This window comes from Secundilactobacillus paracollinoides (genome assembly GCF_001702155.1).
Lineage (GTDB): Bacteria > Bacillota > Bacilli > Lactobacillales > Lactobacillaceae > Secundilactobacillus > Secundilactobacillus paracollinoides.
This window is the reverse complement of sequence record NZ_CP014912.1, coordinates 543,415-560,082: the sequence shown is the minus strand read 5'-3', so window position 1 is coordinate 560,082 and position 16,668 is coordinate 543,415. Positions and strand designations below refer to the sequence as shown.

Genomic DNA, 16,668 nt, shown 5'->3' with positions numbered 1-16,668 from the left:
CAAAATGGCTAGTATTCGGCCCGTGTAAATTTAACGACGGCTTCACACCGCGGCGTTTGCGGCATCATGTCGACGGATTGGATGTAGTCCACGTGGTACTTAGTTGTGAGCTGTTTCAGGTCGCGGGCCAGGGTCGATGGGTTGCAGGAAATGTAGACGAACTTCTGTGGCAGTGTGTCAAGAATCGTCCGGATAAGGCCATCATCAAGGCCAGTCCGCGGCGGGTCAACAATGAGGGCGTCAAACGAGAAGCCTTCGTCGATCCATCGTGGAATAACGTCTTCCGCCTTGCCGGTTTCGTAGTGGGCATTGGTAATGCCGTTTAACGCGGCGTTTTCGTTGGCATCCTTCACGGAATCCGCAATGATGTCCATCCCGCGAACTTCGTGGGCGGCGTGGGCAACGGAGAGGCCAATCGTGCCGACGCCAGCGTAGGCGTCGACCACGTTTTCGTTTTCACCAAGGTCAAGCGCTTTGAGGGCTTCATCGTACAGTTTCACCGTCTGGTAGGGGTTCAACTGCAAGAACGCGCGGGCAGATAAGTTGAACTGCAGGCCCTTAAGTTCTTCGCGGATCTGATCCTTCCCGGCTAATCGAATGGTGTCATCACCCCAGATAAGTGAGGTTTTTTCTGGATTGATATTTTGCATGATGGAGACCACGTTTGGAAATTTAGCCTGCAGGTTGCTAACCAGTTCGTCGCGTTGCGGGAAGGTCGGCTTGGTCGTGACGAGCACCACCTGCAATTCATTGGTCGCAGCCGCCTCACGCACAACAATTGTTTTAACAAGTCCGGTCTCACGTCGTTCGTCATAGATGGCGACGTTAAGGTCCTGCAATTGCGAAACGACAAAGCGCATGACGGCCATCGTGGCGGGCATCTGAACGGAACAGGTTGCCAGGTCAACCAGGTTGTGGCTGTGCTCTTCATATAGGCCGGCAATGACCTGGCCCTCGGCCGTCTTGCGCACTTGGAACTGCGCCTTATTCCGATAGCTGTAGGGGTCGTCCATCCCAATTGTCGGTTTTAAAATGTAATGGTGGTAGCCATGTGGTTTGAATTTCTCAAGCGACTGCTGCACAACGTCACGTTTAAAGGCGAGTTGTGCCGGATAAGCGAGATGCTCGAGTTCAAAGCCACCGACTTGGCCAGCGTAATCATCTCGTGGGGTCACGCGATCCTTGCTGGGGGTTTTGATCCGGTGAATTTTCGCCGTCAGGAATGTTGGCTTGATGCCAATCACTTCTGCGACGACGACCTCTGTGGGAAGGGCACCCTTAATAAAGACCAGCTTGCGTTTGTAGTAGCCGATCCCTTCACCATTGATGCCAAGACGCTTGATAGTCAGCGGGAACCGTTGACCGATTTCAACTTGAACGTCAGCTGACCGCTGTTGTGGTCGCCGATTGTGTGTGTAATGTTTTTGTGGGGTTGTCATTTTTTGTCCATTCTTTGGGTTGAGGTTGTTTCTTATTAAATACTGTCATCTAGTGCATAGAGTATTGTATCAGACTCGGCGAACATTTCAAAACTTGAGAGTGTGGAGCGAGGCGGTTAAGGGGCGGAGCAGAAGGGCGTCTGGGCACAAAAGTCTGGGTCTGACTTTTGTGCCCAGACGCCCTTCTGCAGTAGCCCCTTGCCTCGCGGAGCACGTTTCCGCAATATAAACTAGAAATTCAAGGATCTCCTGTATTAGTAACCAACTTAAGTACGGTCGCTAACTAATACCGACACCACAGCCTGCAATGCCGAACGGCTCCACTACGCTATTCTTGCGATATTAAGTAACAACTCCTCATGATGACCCCATAAAACTCGATAATTAGTCGATAACATTTTCAACTTGGCCTGAAGCATTGCTATTAATAGCCTTACAAGCAGTCGAGGGCGGATTCTCAGCAAACTCGGTTTAACACCTTATTGATACTTAACCAATAGTAAGAAATAAGCGCATAGTCAGTGGAATGGAGCAATTTGGCACGGAGCAGTGGTGTCGATGTCACTTGGTGGGCGCGGGTTTGGGCCACCTAGTGACATGCGAGACGATGAAGATCCATTCGAGTGGCGCACAGCGACAATCGAATTAGCTTCATCGCGAGCCACCACAGCGGAGTGTCAAATCGCGCAATGCAACGGCAGTATCATCCATAATTGGGAAGACTCCCTGTTCGAGTTAAATACAACAATATTGTTGCAACACAGAAAAACACACCCCAGACAACAGGCCTGAGGTGTGTTTTTGTAGTGTAGTTGAGATTAGTTAGTTGTTTACAAGTCTCATTATACGCTATTTGTAAGCGGTTTTACACGTTATCTTTCATAATATTGGTAACTGATGGTATATTCTTGTAATTTACCGGATGGCAACGTAATGTCACCGAACCCGTCGTGGTGAATGGCGTCTGGCAAAGTCTGCGCTTCAGTTGCTAAGGCGTTGTATGGCTTTGATTGGTTAAATGGGTTAGCGGTGAAGACGACCAGTGAGTTTCGGTCTGAGAAGATGTCCACGTGACGGTTAGAAGCACTGTCACTCAACGTTGCGATGGGCTTGTCAGCACTTGGAGTGACTTCATAAGCGTCATCAATTTCGACCTTCCCAGTTTCCTGCTTGATGTCAGCCAGGGCACTTGGGATGTCACGAGACTTGCTGAAATCGTAGCCAGTACCAGCGAGATCAACAAAGTTGCCAGTTGGCACCTTGTCTTTGTCGCTGAGTTCCAGCCGGCGCTTGCCGTTGACTTGGAGCTGCTGGGTGGTCAAATCTTTTTGACCATCGGTGATATTCCAGTAAACGTGGTTTGTTGGGTTAAACAGGGTATCAGCTGTCGAGGCGGCTGAGAAGGTGATGGACACCTTGTTGTCGTCCGTTAACGTAAAGGTGATGCGGGCGTCCAAGTCGCCAGGAAAGTTGTCTTCGTCGCTATCGATGTGACGTGAGAACGTCACGCTGGCGTCATGGTCACGAATGGATTGTTCCGCGTCCCAGATGATTTCTGAGAACCCGTGGAAGCCGCCGTGTAAGGTATTGTCGTTTTCGTTTTGGTCGAAATGAACTTCCTGACCATCAATGGTGGCTGTGGCCTTGCCGATCCGCCCAGCAACCCGACCAATCGACTTGCACAGACTGTATGATGCAGGACTGTCGTAGTGCGCGAGGTCGTCAAAGTGGGCAATCAACGGGGTACCGTTGACCGTAAAGGATTGCCAAGTGGCACCAAGGGTCAGGACCTTAATAAAGTTACCGTCTTTGTTTGTAATTGTATATCGTTCAATGTCGTGGCCGTCTTTTTGGCCAAATACTTCGGATGAAATCTGCATGAAAAAATCCTCCTTATGTGAAAACGCTTAATCACCTACTAGTATACGCTTTTAAATGAAAAACCAAACTGAAAAATGAAAAAACTTTAGTAAAATAACGAGATTTTTAGTGAATTCTAATACCTTAACAAAACCTTTACACATCCTTCACAAAAACAACACAGAAACACAACAAAAAAACGACAATTCTTCTGTACAATAGATTTTGTAATCAAGTAACGCAATGTACAACTTGGAAGGAAGGATCACTATGCTACTTGACAACAATGATAATCATTGATAATCATATGGAAACGATCGCCGTTCAGCTTGTCTCAGTTTCGGACAAGGAACTGACGGCTAAAACCGAATCGAACCAACTGATCACAATTTCAACAGCTGAAACAAACAAGAAGGATCGCTCCTTCTGGCAATCGTTGAAGGATATTGCGCGAGCAAAAATCTGGGTGCCAGTCACTAAGGGCACGCATCAGCTTCTCCAATATGATTGGTTGACCGTTGCACCAGAAATGGCGTAAGGCAAAATAATTGGCTTTGAGGGCGACTCTTGCTACACTGGTATAGGTGTGATAATTGCGTTGAAACAAGGAGGAACCCCAATGTCATTAACGGATACGTACCAGTTAGCAAACGGGACCAAGATTCCAGTGATTGGATTTGGTACCTGGCAGTCAGCGGATGGCGATGAAGCCTATCACGCAGTTCTGGATGCCCTGAAAGCTGGGTATCGTCATATCGATACCGCCGCAGCGTATGGTAACGAAGACAGTGTTGGCAAGGCCATTAAAGATTCTGGCGTTGACCGTGACGAACTCTTCGTAACGACCAAGCTGTGGAATGCGGATCATGGTTATGATGCAACTAAGAAAGCCCTAGAAACGTCTCTAGCAAAGCTTGGCTTAGATTACGTCAACTTGTACCTGATTCACTGGGCAAACCCAGTTGCTTTCCGGGATAACTGGGAAGAAATGAACGCCGGTTCTTGGCGGGCAATGGAGGAAGCATACGATGCTGGCAAGACAAAAGCAATCGGTGTCTCAAACTTCCGGCCCAAACATCTGGATGCCCTATTAAAGACTGCTAAGGTAACCCCAATGGTGAACCAACTGTTCATCAATCCGTCCGATCTCGAACCAGAAGTGGTGGCGTACAACGATGCCCATCATATTTTGACTGAAGCCTACAGCCCATTTGGGACAGGGAAGCTGGTCAAGAACAAAGGTATTACCGCGATTGCTGAAAAATATGGCAAGTCCGTTCCTCAATTGATCTTGAGATGGCAACTCCAGCATGGTTTCTTACCATTGCCGAAGTCTGTACACACGCAGTACATTCAAGCCAACACCGAAATTTTCGACTTCAATCTAGCACATACCGATATGACTCAGCTAGATGAAGCTTTCAAAGGTGTGGCTGGTTATGCTCAAGATCCAGATACAGCGCGTTTTTAATCTAAACGTTTGCCATCACTAAACAGTGAGTTCTATTTTTAGATTCATTTAAACCATGCACACAACTGAAAAGCCGCGGCAGCCCTGTGAGACTGTTGCGGCTTTTTTCTATGGGTTGAGATTGCTTGGTGATTTCGTTGCATTTCGCAATTTGGCAGGCCGTCGTCGTGGCTCGCGACTGAGCTAACTCGATTTCTGCTGCGCAGCTCTCGAGTGGATCTCAGTCGTCTCGCACATCAGTAACCGACCCAAGAACGGTCGCTAACTGATGTCGACACCACGACGGCCTGCCAAATTGCTCCATTCCACTGATTGTGAGCAAGCTTTCACGGCTAGTTTAGCATCTCAGTGGGCGTTAACCCATGTCCGAGGAGAATCCGCCCTCGACCGCTAATAAATTTTCTGACAGCAATGCTTTTTACGGTGTTAGCTCAGAGTTGTGTTTCACTAACTTGTTTCATGATGTTCCTGTGAATGCTTTCCGGTTAATGTTAATTCGATCAGGATTTTAGCGAAGTGGTGCCGGTCGGCATTGCAGGCTGTGGTGTCGGTATTAGTTGGCGACTGTACTTGGGTCGGTTACTAATACGGGAGACGTTGGAGATCCTTGAATTTCTGAAAAGACATTCACTAGCTCTCCAGAGCGACCCCACCTCAGCCTGCAGGGCCGACCGGCGGAACGGAGCGGGAATTGAATGCTATTTTCATCAGAAATCTGTAGAATACATCATGAAATCTTGGCCGACCACCTAAATGCGTTATAATACATGTAACCACTTACAAAAATAGAATAATTGCGTGGCACCACTGAGTTGTCGCGCAGCCTGGAGGGTTTAATCATGACAAGTAAACGACCAGTTGCGCTGGTAACCGGCGCCTCATCAGGGATTGGGTTTTCGATCGCGAAGCATCTGTACCGCCACGGTTTCACGGTCTATGCGGGCGCTCGGCGCGTGTACCAAATGGGCGGCCTTGAAGCGCTCGGCATTCACACCACTTATTTGGACGTCACAGATACCGATAATATTCAGACCGTTGTCAAACAAATTGCGGCGGACGAGGGTCGGCTTGATGTGTTGGTCAATAATGCCGGTTACGGGGTGTTTGGTGCCATCGAAGAGGTACCGCTGGAAAAGGCGCATCAACAGTTTGATGTCAACGTGTTTGGTGTGACTGAAATGAGTAAGGCAGTTCTGCCAATCATGCGTCAGCAGCAGGATGGGCGGATCATCAATATTAGTTCCCTGGACGGCAAGATTGCCAATCCATTGGGTGGCTGGTATGTCGGGTCAAAGTTTGCGATTGAAGGCATCAGTGACGCAATGCGGCTTGAACTGGCAGACTTTGGTATCAAGGTCATCGTGATCGAACCGGGTGACATTAAGTCAGACTGGGCTAAGATTTCAGCCGAACAGTTGGCTGACGTCGCTGGCGATGGCCCTTACCAAGAGTTGTCCGCAGAAGCGGGTGCTTTTTTAAAGACCATCAGCGAGTTTGGGTCTGAGCCGTCAGTGATTGCGCGCAAGGTTACTTTTGCGGCGACTGTGAGACGACCACGTGCCCGCTATGCGGTTGGCGGCGGTGCGCCGGTTGGTGCGTTTGCACGGCGGGTGTTGCCGGACAGTGCCATGGACTTTCTGCTGCGACAAAGCGGCAAGTTGGCATTGAAGTATCAAAACAATAAGACAGACCCTGATAACCCAGATTTCGACGACGCTTCAGAAGTTGACGAGTAAAACGGTTACAGGTATGATTAAGACAAACAACACGAGGGGTGTCCCGTAACGGGGCTGAGATGGCGGTAACGTCTATCCCTTTGAACCTGTAAGGTAATGCTTGCGTAGGAACGTGTTCATCGATGACCGGGTAACCGGAAGTGGGTCGAACAAGAGACGTTCTTGTTCGGCTCTTTTTTGCGCACAACGTTGTTTTAAACCATAATTCACGTGTATTAGACACGTAGCGGAGGTTAGCAACATGAAAATTAGTTTATTGGATGAGATTCGAGAAAAGAACCCAGTGGTGTTAAACATTTCGAACTTTGTGACGGTGCAGGATGTGGCCAACGGCATCAATGCTATTGGGGCGTCACCGATCATGTCCGAAGAGATTGCTGAAACCGACGAGATGGTGGGGATTAGTTCAGCAGTTGCACTGAATCTTGGCGCGTTTTCAAAGCCTCAGGTCGACCATATTTTAGCCATGGGCCAGGCCGCCAATGCGCAACACCGGCCGCTTGTGCTGGATCCAGTTGCTGTTGGTGCAATTAGTTACCGGAAACAAGTAGCCGCTGATTTGATGCGCCAGTTCCAGGTGGACGTGATCCGCGGTAACGCCGGTGAAATTGCGGCGCTGGCGGAAGTTGCATGGGACGCTAAGGGCATCGATGCTGGATCTGGCAATGCTGATTTGGCAGAAATTGCGAAGACATGCGCTAAGAAACAGCACGCTGTCGTCATTTTAAGTGGCGAAACGGACTACATCACGGATGGTGAGCGCGTGGTTCGCGTGCAAAATGGGACACCACTGTTCCAGCTCCACGTTGGATCTGGTGACATGTTGAGCAGTATCGTGGGCGCCTTTTGTGCCGTAAGTGATGGCGATTACTTTGAAGCAGCGCAGACGGCTTGCCTTGTGTTTGCTGCCACGGGGGAGATCGTTGCCAACCAATTGGGCGAAGAACGTCCCGGCACCTTTGCGGCCCAGCTGATGGATGCGCTCCATCTGGTTTCTGTTGCGGATATTGAAAAAATTGCGAAGTTTGACTGAAAGGCGTGAACAATAGTGAGTGAAGAGGTTAATTCGTTTCCCCAGACCCTAACGATTGCGGGGACTGATTCCGGTGGCGGTGCCGGTGTGATGGCTGATCTGAAGACCATGCAGGAGCGCCACGTGTTTAGCTCGGCGGTCATCGTTGCCGTAACGGCGCAAAATACGCTGGGCGTCCAGGATTTTATGGCGCTGCCAAAGAAAATTATTGATGAACAGTTCGCTTCACTGGCGGATGATTTAGCAATCAAAGCCTGCAAGACGGGCATGTTGGCGGATGCCGAGCATGTGGACATCGTTGTGGATAATCTGAAAAAATATGATTTTGGCCCAGTTGTGGTGGACCCGGTCATGATTGCGAAGGGTGGGGCAGCGCTGCTGGCCGACGACGCGATCTGCTCCCGCTGGCAACGATCGTCACCCCCAACCTGCCTGAAGCCGAGCGCCTGACTGGCTTGAGCATCAAGAGCGATGCCGCCATGCGTGAAGCTGCCCAACAGTTGCAGGCTGCCGGCACTAAAAACATCATTATCAAGGGTGGCCACGGCAACACCGACACGGTTCGCGATTACGTGCTGCTGGAATCTGGCAAGGATTTCTGGCTGTCAGCACCGCGTGTCGATACAGTGCGCACCCACGGGACCGGCGATACGTTATCGAGTGCCATGACCGCTGAAATTGCGAAGGGGAATAGCATTGAAACGGCGATTCGAATTGCTAAGGATTATGTTGAAGCAGCTATTCGTAACACGATTCAAGTTGGTCATGGTCATGGCCCGCTGAACCACTGGGCATATGGGGAGGCGCACGCTAATGATTAGTTTTGAACCATCAATGTTAAAGGCTTACTTCATCTGTGGCACCCAAGACCTGAGACCGGATCAAGATCTGGTCGAGACGGTGCAGACCGCATTGCGAGCAGGCATTACAGCCTATCAGTTTCGGGATAAAGGCGCCGGTTCAACGCTGACACCGGAAACGCGATTAACGGTCGCAAAACGGTTGAAAGACTTGTGTCACTTGGCGTACGTCCCATTTATTGTGGATGATGACGTTGACCTGGCGAAACGCGTTCACGCTGATGGCATCCATGTTGGCCAGTCGGATGAAGGTGTGCAGTCGGTCATCGCTGAGATGGGAGACCAGGCGTTCATTGGCCTTTCATGTTCAAACGAGACTGAGATTAAGGCAGCAAATGCCATTGAGGGCATCGCCTATTACGGCAGCGGTCCGGTCTTCCCAACGGGATCAAAGGCGGATGCTGACCCAGTCATTGGGTTAGCAGGATTGCAGCATCTGGTTGAGCTGGCAACGCGGCCAGTGGTCGGCATCGGCGGCATTACGGTTGATCAGTTGCCAGCCGTGATCCAAACGGGTGCGGCAGGGTCGTCAGTTATTTCGATGATTGCGGGCAGTTCGGATATTGGCGGGGTTGTGAAGGCGATGAAAGAGGCCTAGAGCGTGGAAGGAGGCGGTTAAGAGGTGGAGCCTAAGCGACTTCAGGCAGAAATTCACGGTTCTGGAATTTGTGCCTGAAGTCGCTTAGGTGCAACCTCTTGCCTCCTGGAACGCGTTTCGGCACAGAAGCTAAGAAAGCAAAACAATAAAACGCAAAAAAACACGACGAGTAATTTCGACTTCTCGAAATAACCAGTCGTGTTTTTAGTCTCTAAAAGACGCCGCTCCCAAAATTTTTGTAATATTTCAACCCACCAATTTCACCCAGCATTTCCCAAGATGTATCTTTAAGAATTTAATTAAAATAAAATAAGCTTAATGAAACTGTATGACGATCTAAGACAACAAAAATAGCCTCAAATAATGCACGACAAAAACCACAATGTGTTGCTAATCGTGACTTATCATGAAAGCGGTTGGACAATACTGCTTATCAGAATACGCCCTGAATCCCCATTTAACAGGCGTGGTGTCTTACTTATTTTTAGTGATTGTATTTATTAAATGTATAAGTGAATTTAATATTACATAAAAATTACATATGTATTACAAATGTTACGTACAGCGTTCGCTAAATTCAAAAATGTGCTATCTTTAACTCAGTAAATATTTAATGGGGTTCACTGTATTACTCGTTAACTAACGAGTAAGCACCATTTTCGGGGAGATGGCATTTATGAAATTTAGTCGACATAATCAACAGCAACAAACAAAAGTTTTAAACGATAACGCACGGTTCAAATTGTATAAGTCAAAGACAAAGTGGCTGGTCAGCAAATGGGTCTTAGGGGTCATGGTCGTTACGGTTGCGGTTGGTATCGGCCTTAGTTTAGGGATGGCTGGTACGGCATACGCCGACACAACGGTTACTGATGTTCCAATGGATCAGCAAGCGACACCGTCTGAGCCGGCGACTGGATCAACTGATTCAACCAGTGACGTTACATCACAGGAGGCACCAGTTGATCAGCCAGCGCCACAGATTGATGGCACCACAACAACGGATACACCTGCCGAACCAAACTCAGTATCCACTACTAACGAGAATGACACGTTAAAAGGTGATGGTAGTGAAACGAGTACCACGCCGGTTGATGCAACACGGCCAATTACAGCAACGGATTCGCAATCGTCTTCGGAGTACTTTACTCCGGGAGAATCGGCCATTAAAAATGATGGGAAAACGTCAACCAGTAAATCGCCAACGACTACCGCGGATGAAACAGACGGTAGTTTTACGTTAACCCAGGATACTGTTAAAAATAAGGCCGGGAACATCATCTTCAATAACGATGTTGATATGACTCATGATTGGGAGATGAGTGGGTCCTTTAAATTCAGTAAGGACGATGACGCTACAGCGGATGCCACAGATACGAATGCCGATAATGATTCGGACTGGGGTGTTGGATTTAGTGGTTGGCAACTTGGTGATGGGGCAGGAATTGTGATTTCAGGAGCCACCCAGGACCAACTTGGTTTAGGTGGCGATGGCAATGCATTCGGTATCGGTGGTGTTGGCAATTCGATTGCGGCAGTTATTGATACGCATTACAACACACAATCTCAAACTGGAAAAGCTGCCAACGGTGTGAACTACACTGAGGTTGCTGACGAACCCGTTTCCACTGCTAGCGGTCTTGATAACGATCCAGGCACGTTACAAGTGATTGGAAATCGTTGGATTAACAAAAACGGTCACCCGGAAAATGGGGTTGCACTTGATGTGACTGGTACAAATGGCAGTCAAGATACGAGTGCTGGCGGAGCGGCAATCCGAAATGATGGTTTGAATCAAGCTGTTGTTAAATTTGTGACCACCAATGCAGATGGGTCCGTTGTCACTCCAGACGTGGACTCAGAGAAGGCTTATTCACCATCGAGTGCAGTAGGGTCTTCCACCGCAGCTAACGCATCTGGTGAACACTTTGTTGCCACTTGGAAACCAGATTTGACCACGCTTGATCCAACAACGGGAACCGTGAGTGGGACTTTGACGGTGACCTGGTACGGCAATGATAGTGACGCCTACAAAAATGGGTTTACCATTTCCACTAAATACACGGCTTCAACGAATTCTAGTATTGGTTTGATTTCATCCAATGGCAATCAAACTGCAACAACTGTTGCCACGGTTGACAGCTTTACTGGAAATGTGAAGTCTCAGCTTGTCACCATCGACTATCACGTCAACGGCACGGATGCACCCGAACTGCAAACCTCCAACGTCAGCGCGAATATTGGTGATACGCTGGCAGTGAGCCCAGATGGGACGACTGCCAGTGATGTGAACCTGACACTGCCAAAGCTGCAGGGCTACCACGTGTCACAAATCACCTTGAATGGTCAGAAAATTGCGGCTGATCAAGTTATCATGACCGTATCACGGGCAGCTGCGGATAATACACTGTTAGTGACTTACGAACCAAACACGATTAAAACGACTGTAACGGTTCCAACAACGCTTGTTCAAACAAACGGCGATGAGACTAGTGGCACTGTCACAATCTCAGATGTTTCTGGATCCGTTGGGGAAACAGTCACGGTTAAACACATTCCTGGCACATACACAGACGGAAATGGGACAGTTTATACTACAACTGAAACGACTACGCAGGGTCTTGTGAATGCTGACGGATCAATTACAGTTAAGACGCCGGTTACTTACACCGCGATTCCCGCGAAGGATGCAACCCTCACTTATGTGGACACGACCACAGGAAAAACGGTGGCGACGAAAATTGTGTCTGGGCAAGAGGAAATTTCGAGTGACGTACCATTTGTGACGACTGACGATGGTACCTATACGGCAGATGATGGCACTGTTTATGGCTTGGCAGACGGTCAGGCAATGAACGGTAAAATCACCTTCGTGGATGGCGACGCCGATAACGTGACGGTTAACCTCATCGAACTGACCACTCAAAGCAACGGTACGTTATCCGTCGTACCAGTCATTCAAATTGAAACCAATGGTGACGATAGCACGCTTTCTAAAAACGTCATCAGTAATTCAGACACTGGCAACATTAGTTTTACGGATACGGCTAACAAGACCACTAACACGAATACTTGGCAGAACGATGGTAATTCGTACATGGTTGATATGACGTTGTTGCCGAGGGATGACAGTTACGATTACACGAATGCCACAGTCAAAGTCATGGATCAAAATGGTCAGGTCATTGAGACACTCACCGGCGTGGATTTAAATGACATTATTGACTCAACGACTGGAGAATTAAAAACGATTTTTCTCAATGTTCCTCAGGGCAGCCAATTGTCTGGCGCGCAAGTGTTGGGGAAGACAGGCGTTACGACTGATGATACTGTAGTGATGACGGGGGCTGAGAATGGGCTGTCAGATGCCCAAAAGACCGGTACGACAGTTATTATTAGCGTTCCAGGGGAAGAAATCGATTATACTGTTTATCCCACTCATAATGGTGGTAAAAAATTGACTGATCCTGTAAGTGAACATGGGAGAGTTGGAACACCCATTACGATACCTAATATTCCTGGGTATGAGCCTGCCAATAAAGATCAGAAAGTAACGGCTGATGAGGTTTCTATCGTTGAATACACGCCGACTGAACAAAAGGTGACGGTCGTTCCAGTTTTGCAGGATGTGCAAGGTGAAACGGTGATCAAGGTTGATGACGGCACTGATTTAACAGTAAAAGGGAGCACAGACAGTAAGGTTGACGCTCCGAAAATCTCAGGGTATGAACCAACAACTCAAGTTGAAATTCCAGCCGCAAATGGTACGACCACGACCATCGTTTATACGCCAACACAACAAACGGTGACTGTTAACCCAGTTTCAAGTGATGGCACACAAATGGTTATCACAGATGGGACGATCTTAACTGTTTCAGGGGACACTAACACAAATGTTGACGCACCAGTGATCCCGGGATATACCACGGATCAAAAAGTTAAGATTCAATCAACAGATGGCACCCAAACGGTTACCTATACGCCAACTAAACAAACGGTGACAATTGTGCCGATTAGCAGTAAAACCGGCGAACCAATTACAACGGACAAGCCACTGCAAGTAACTGGAACGACAGGCAGTACAATCGATATGTCATTAATTCCAGGATACTCGACAACTGAAACGATTCAGACGCCTACACAAGATGGATCACAGAATGTGACTTACACACCCAATAGTGTGACTGGCACTGTCGAGATTTCAAACACTGATGGCACCAAAATAACAGTTGATGGTGTGACCGGCGATACTGATGAAATCGTTGATGTGACGGTACCTTTGAAAAAAGGGTACACCTCAGATCATGACACTGTTAAAGCGACCGTGGGCCGAGACGGTAAGATTACAACAGATGAAACGGTAACCTATACACCCAACACGGTCACGGGATCTGTGAAAATCCCTAGTAATAAAGGCGACATCATTGTCAACAACGTTACAGGACAGACGGACGAGATGGTTTCTGTTGAAGTGCCAAAGAAGAAAGGGTATACGGTAGATCACAACAAGGTTCAAGCCATTATAAATCCAGATGGCACAATCACCCCAGACGAAACGGTGACCTACACACCTAACTCAGTAACAGGATCTGTGAAAATTCCTAGCAATAAAGGCGACATCATTGTCGACAACGTTACCGGACAGACGGATCAGACGGTTACTGTTGAGGTACCGGAGAAGCCGGGCTACACAGTAGATCACAATACGGTGAATGCGACAGTAAAGCCAGATGGCACTATCACCACGGATGAAACGGTGATTTACACACCAAACACAGTAACAGGCAAGGTCAAGATTCCTAGCAATAAAGGCGACATCATTGTCGACAACGTTACCGGACAGACGGATCAGACGGTTACTGTTGAAGTACCGGAGAAGCCGGGATATACGGTAGATCACAATACGGTGAATGCGACAGTAAAGCCAGATGGCACAATCAAAACAGACGAAACAGTAACCTACACCCCAAGCCCAGTAACAGGCACGGTCACAATCCCCAGCAACAAAGGTGACGTCACGGTCGACGGTGTCACAGTTGAGGGTGATCAGTCAGTTGACGTTAAGGTGCCAACGCTACCAGGCTACACGCCTGACCATGACACGATTTCGGCCCATTTGGATACGAAAGGCAACATTACAACGGATGACAAGGTCATCTATACACCAATCGTAACCAACCAACCCGACAATTCAGGCTCTGGTCAAAACACTGGCAGCAATTCCGGTGATACTCAAAACACTGGGACCACTTCAACACCGAAGAACGATGGACAGAACAACCAGCCAAGTATTGTGACACCTGAACAGTCGGATGGTTCTGACAGCACTACTGTGCAGAAACCGACCGATCTCGCATCAATCAGTGAAACGGTAACGCCAATTCATATCGCAAGTCACGGCGCCCACAAGGGGACGACCTGAATACAGCTCAGTCACCTTCGAAACACGAGTTAGCTTCGGCAGCGGTTGATATGGTACCCGCATTAGCGAGCGACACTGGTAACCAGACGGCAACATCTCATACGCAACGTGCCGATGATCAAGGCGCTGTAAGCACCATGCAAAATGATATCGCGGGCGCAACGACTCATCAGCAAGCCACACAAAACGAGACGTTGCCGCAAACGGATGAACAAGCGTCAGCCTACTCAATGATGGGTCTGCTTGGCATCCTTATGAGCTTCCTAGGCTTAGGCGTCACGCGTAAGAAACATGACACAAAATAGATAACTAGCTCAATCATTAAGGAGATTACGTAAATTAAACGTAATCTTCTTTTTGGTGCGCCCGGCATGGGCGCCAACTAGACGGTGAAAGTCCGTTGCGGGCCGTAGTAGTCGGAACCGCAAGTCAATGACAAGGGTGTCCATCGTGAGGTGGAATCTGAAGGAAGTCGGCGACAAAGTACCGCATTGATGTACAAGAATCAGCTATAAGGCTGTGTTGGTCGGACGAGGTTGCCAAACAAACCAAAGTCCAATACTACTCGAGGCCATCGCAGTAAAGCTGGCAATGACATGGTACGAAAGTGGGCGTTCTTACCCGGGGAGGCCTGTATCGTACGTTCCCGACAAGAGGCGCGCTAAGCGCCACAGGAACAAACATCGCAGTGATGTGGTGCAGAACGATACAGGAGTCAGCCGAGGCCATAGTAGTGGTATCTGCCACGAAGGGCTGAACAATAATAGGTCATCATTGATATTGGAGGTGGAGACAGTGCAACAACCGCAGAATACAGAAAAAGCTGACCGCCGGCGGACAGTAGGACTGGAAGCCCAAGAACAAGTCGGGGTGCGTAGCACTGACTCTGGTGAAAATACGATGATGAACGGCACTAAGTTTCAAGAGTTAGTCTTAGACCGAAATAACCTGAACGAGGCTTATCTTCGCGTCTGCAGAAACAAAGGTGCAGCAGGACTAGACGGAATGACCGTTGACGAACTGTTGCCCTACTTGAGGAAACATAAACAGGAATTACTGCAAGCTTTACAAAACGAGACCTATCGGCCTCGTCCCGTTAAGCGGGTTGAAATTCCAAAACCTAATGGTGGTAAACGCAAGCTCGGAATACCAACTGTGATTGACCGACTTGTTCAACAAGCCATGGCGCAAGTCATGGTGCCAACATTTGAGCGTGTCTTCTCAGATAATAGTTTTGGGTTCCGACCGAATCGAAGTGCTAAAGATGCCATTGATAGAGTGGTTCAGTTCTACAATCAGGGCTATCACTATGTCGTGGATCTCGATTTAAAAGCATACTTCGATACGGTCAACCACGATCTGCTTATTAAATTTATTGAGCAGTATATTACGGATCCATGGATACTGCATCTCATTCGTCGCTTCCTAACCAGCGGTGTCATGAATGGTGGTCTATTTGAACGAAGTGATAAAGGCACCCCTCAAGGTGGCCCCTTATCGCCACTTTTGGCTAACATTTATCTCAACGAACTGGATAAGCTGTTAACTTCCAGAGGTCATAAGTTTGTCCGCTATGCGGACGATTGTAATATTTATGTCCGAAGCAAACGTGCTGGAGAACGGGTTCTGACTAATGTTACTCGCTTTCTTGAAGGCGACCTAAAGGTCACCGTCAATGAGGACAAGACATCAGTAAGTTCGCCTCTGCGGGCCAAGTTCCTGGGATTTTCCTTGGGGGTTGGTCGAGGAGGTGCGTATGCGCGACCTGCTTGGCAGGCCAAGCAACGCATCAAGTCTGCACTCAGGAAAATGACCAAGCGCAATCGGGGCGTTTCGTTAAACCTGGTGTTTAACGAGATTCATCAAAAGATGCGTGGGTGGTTACAGTACTATTCGGTCGGGAAAATGACCAATTTTATCCGTCACTTAGACGAATGGTTGCGAGCAAGGATTCGCCAGTATATTTGGAAACAGTGGAAGAAGCTCAAAACAAAGGTCAATCATCTTGTAAAACTGGGGCTTTCTGGCACCAGTGCTTATACAATGGCCAATACCCGTAAGGGTTATTGGCGAACTGCGCATAGCAAGACATTGACCTATACTCTGACAAACAAAAGACTGGAACGCCTTGGACTCATCAATATGAGCAAGACACTCCAGTCAATACAAAGTGCTTAAATTATTGAACCGCCGTATACGGAACCGTACGTACGGTGGTGTGAGAGGTCGGTAATTGAATTAATCAATTA

General features: G+C 48.3%; 10 protein-coding genes, 1 pseudogene and 1 riboswitch. Of the genes and pseudogenes, 9 read left to right on the top strand and 2 right to left on the bottom strand.

What is annotated here, in order from left to right; translation table 11 throughout:
• Positions 1-8: 8 nt before the first annotated feature.
• A complete protein-coding gene (rlmD, locus tag AYR61_RS02225; RefSeq protein ID WP_082615624.1) occupies positions 9-1,439 on the bottom strand; it encodes a 23S rRNA (uracil(1939)-C(5))-methyltransferase RlmD in 1,431 nt (476 codons plus the stop codon).
• Positions 1,440-2,311: 872 nt separating this feature from the next.
• Positions 2,312-3,319: an aldose epimerase family protein gene (locus tag AYR61_RS02220; protein ID WP_065901450.1), complete on the bottom strand. Its 1,008-nt coding sequence runs from the start codon at positions 3,317-3,319 to the stop codon at positions 2,312-2,314.
• Positions 3,320-3,576: 257 nt separating this feature from the next.
• On the opposite strand from AYR61_RS02220, the gene AYR61_RS02215 reads away from it, so the two are divergent.
• From AYR61_RS02215 to ltrA, 9 genes and pseudogenes are all read left to right on the top strand, one after another.
• Complete coding sequence (locus tag AYR61_RS02215) at positions 3,577-3,837, top strand: hypothetical protein (protein WP_083215449.1); 261 nt, start codon at positions 3,577-3,579, stop codon at positions 3,835-3,837.
• An 81-nt stretch (positions 3,838-3,918) separates the two neighbouring features.
• Positions 3,919-4,770: an aldo/keto reductase gene (locus AYR61_RS02210; protein WP_065901445.1), complete on the top strand. Its 852-nt coding sequence runs from the start codon at positions 3,919-3,921 to the stop codon at positions 4,768-4,770.
• Positions 4,771-5,609: 839 nt separating this feature from the next.
• Positions 5,610-6,506 carry an oxidoreductase gene (locus AYR61_RS02205; RefSeq protein WP_065901442.1) on the top strand — a complete coding sequence of 299 codons (897 nt, stop codon included), beginning with the start codon at positions 5,610-5,612 and terminating at the stop codon, positions 6,504-6,506.
• Positions 6,507-6,530: 24 nt separating this feature from the next.
• Positions 6,531-6,634: riboswitch (TPP riboswitch) on the top strand.
• Between the two features lie 113 nt (positions 6,635-6,747).
• Positions 6,748-7,539 (top strand): hydroxyethylthiazole kinase, encoded by a 792-nt coding sequence (thiM, locus tag AYR61_RS02200; RefSeq protein WP_065901439.1) that lies wholly within the window; start codon positions 6,748-6,750, stop codon positions 7,537-7,539.
• A gap of 15 nt (positions 7,540-7,554) precedes the next feature.
• Positions 7,555-8,360, top strand: a pseudogene (gene thiD / locus AYR61_RS02195) (bifunctional hydroxymethylpyrimidine kinase/phosphomethylpyrimidine kinase).
• Positions 8,353-8,997 carry a thiamine phosphate synthase gene (gene thiE, locus AYR61_RS02190; RefSeq protein ID WP_082615623.1) on the top strand — a complete coding sequence of 215 codons (645 nt, stop codon included), beginning with the start codon at positions 8,353-8,355 and terminating at the stop codon, positions 8,995-8,997. The pseudogene thiD and the gene thiE overlap by 8 nt, the downstream one beginning before the upstream one ends.
• Before the next feature lie 676 nt (positions 8,998-9,673).
• Positions 9,674-14,419 (top strand): lectin-like domain-containing protein, encoded by a 4,746-nt coding sequence (locus tag AYR61_RS02185; protein WP_065901437.1) that lies wholly within the window; start codon positions 9,674-9,676, stop codon positions 14,417-14,419.
• Between the two features lie 50 nt (positions 14,420-14,469).
• A complete protein-coding gene (locus tag AYR61_RS02180; RefSeq protein ID WP_056987306.1) occupies positions 14,470-14,724 on the top strand; it encodes an LPXTG cell wall anchor domain-containing protein in 255 nt (84 codons plus the stop codon).
• A 490-nt stretch (positions 14,725-15,214) separates the two neighbouring features.
• Entirely contained in the window at positions 15,215-16,597 is a 1,383-nt protein-coding gene (gene ltrA, locus AYR61_RS02175; RefSeq protein WP_065900954.1) for a group II intron reverse transcriptase/maturase, read from the top strand.
• Positions 16,598-16,668: the final 71 nt, after the last annotated feature.

Coding starts and splice junctions, on each gene's coding strand:
- AYR61_RS02185 (WP_065901437.1), top strand. CDS start 9,674: ATGAAATTTAGTCGACATAATCAACAGCAACAAACAAAAGTTTTAAAC.
- thiE (WP_082615623.1), top strand. CDS start 8,353: ATGATTAGTTTTGAACCATCAATGTTAAAGGCTTACTTCATCTGTGGC.
- AYR61_RS02220 (WP_065901450.1), bottom strand. CDS start 3,319: ATGCAGATTTCATCCGAAGTATTTGGCCAAAAAGACGGCCACGACATT.
- AYR61_RS02180 (WP_056987306.1), top strand. CDS start 14,470: ATGGTACCCGCATTAGCGAGCGACACTGGTAACCAGACGGCAACATCT.
- AYR61_RS02210 (WP_065901445.1), top strand. CDS start 3,919: ATGTCATTAACGGATACGTACCAGTTAGCAAACGGGACCAAGATTCCA.
- AYR61_RS02205 (WP_065901442.1), top strand. CDS start 5,610: ATGACAAGTAAACGACCAGTTGCGCTGGTAACCGGCGCCTCATCAGGG.
- rlmD (WP_082615624.1), bottom strand. CDS start 1,439: ATGACAACCCCACAAAAACATTACACACACAATCGGCGACCACAACAG.
- thiM (WP_065901439.1), top strand. CDS start 6,748: ATGAAAATTAGTTTATTGGATGAGATTCGAGAAAAGAACCCAGTGGTG.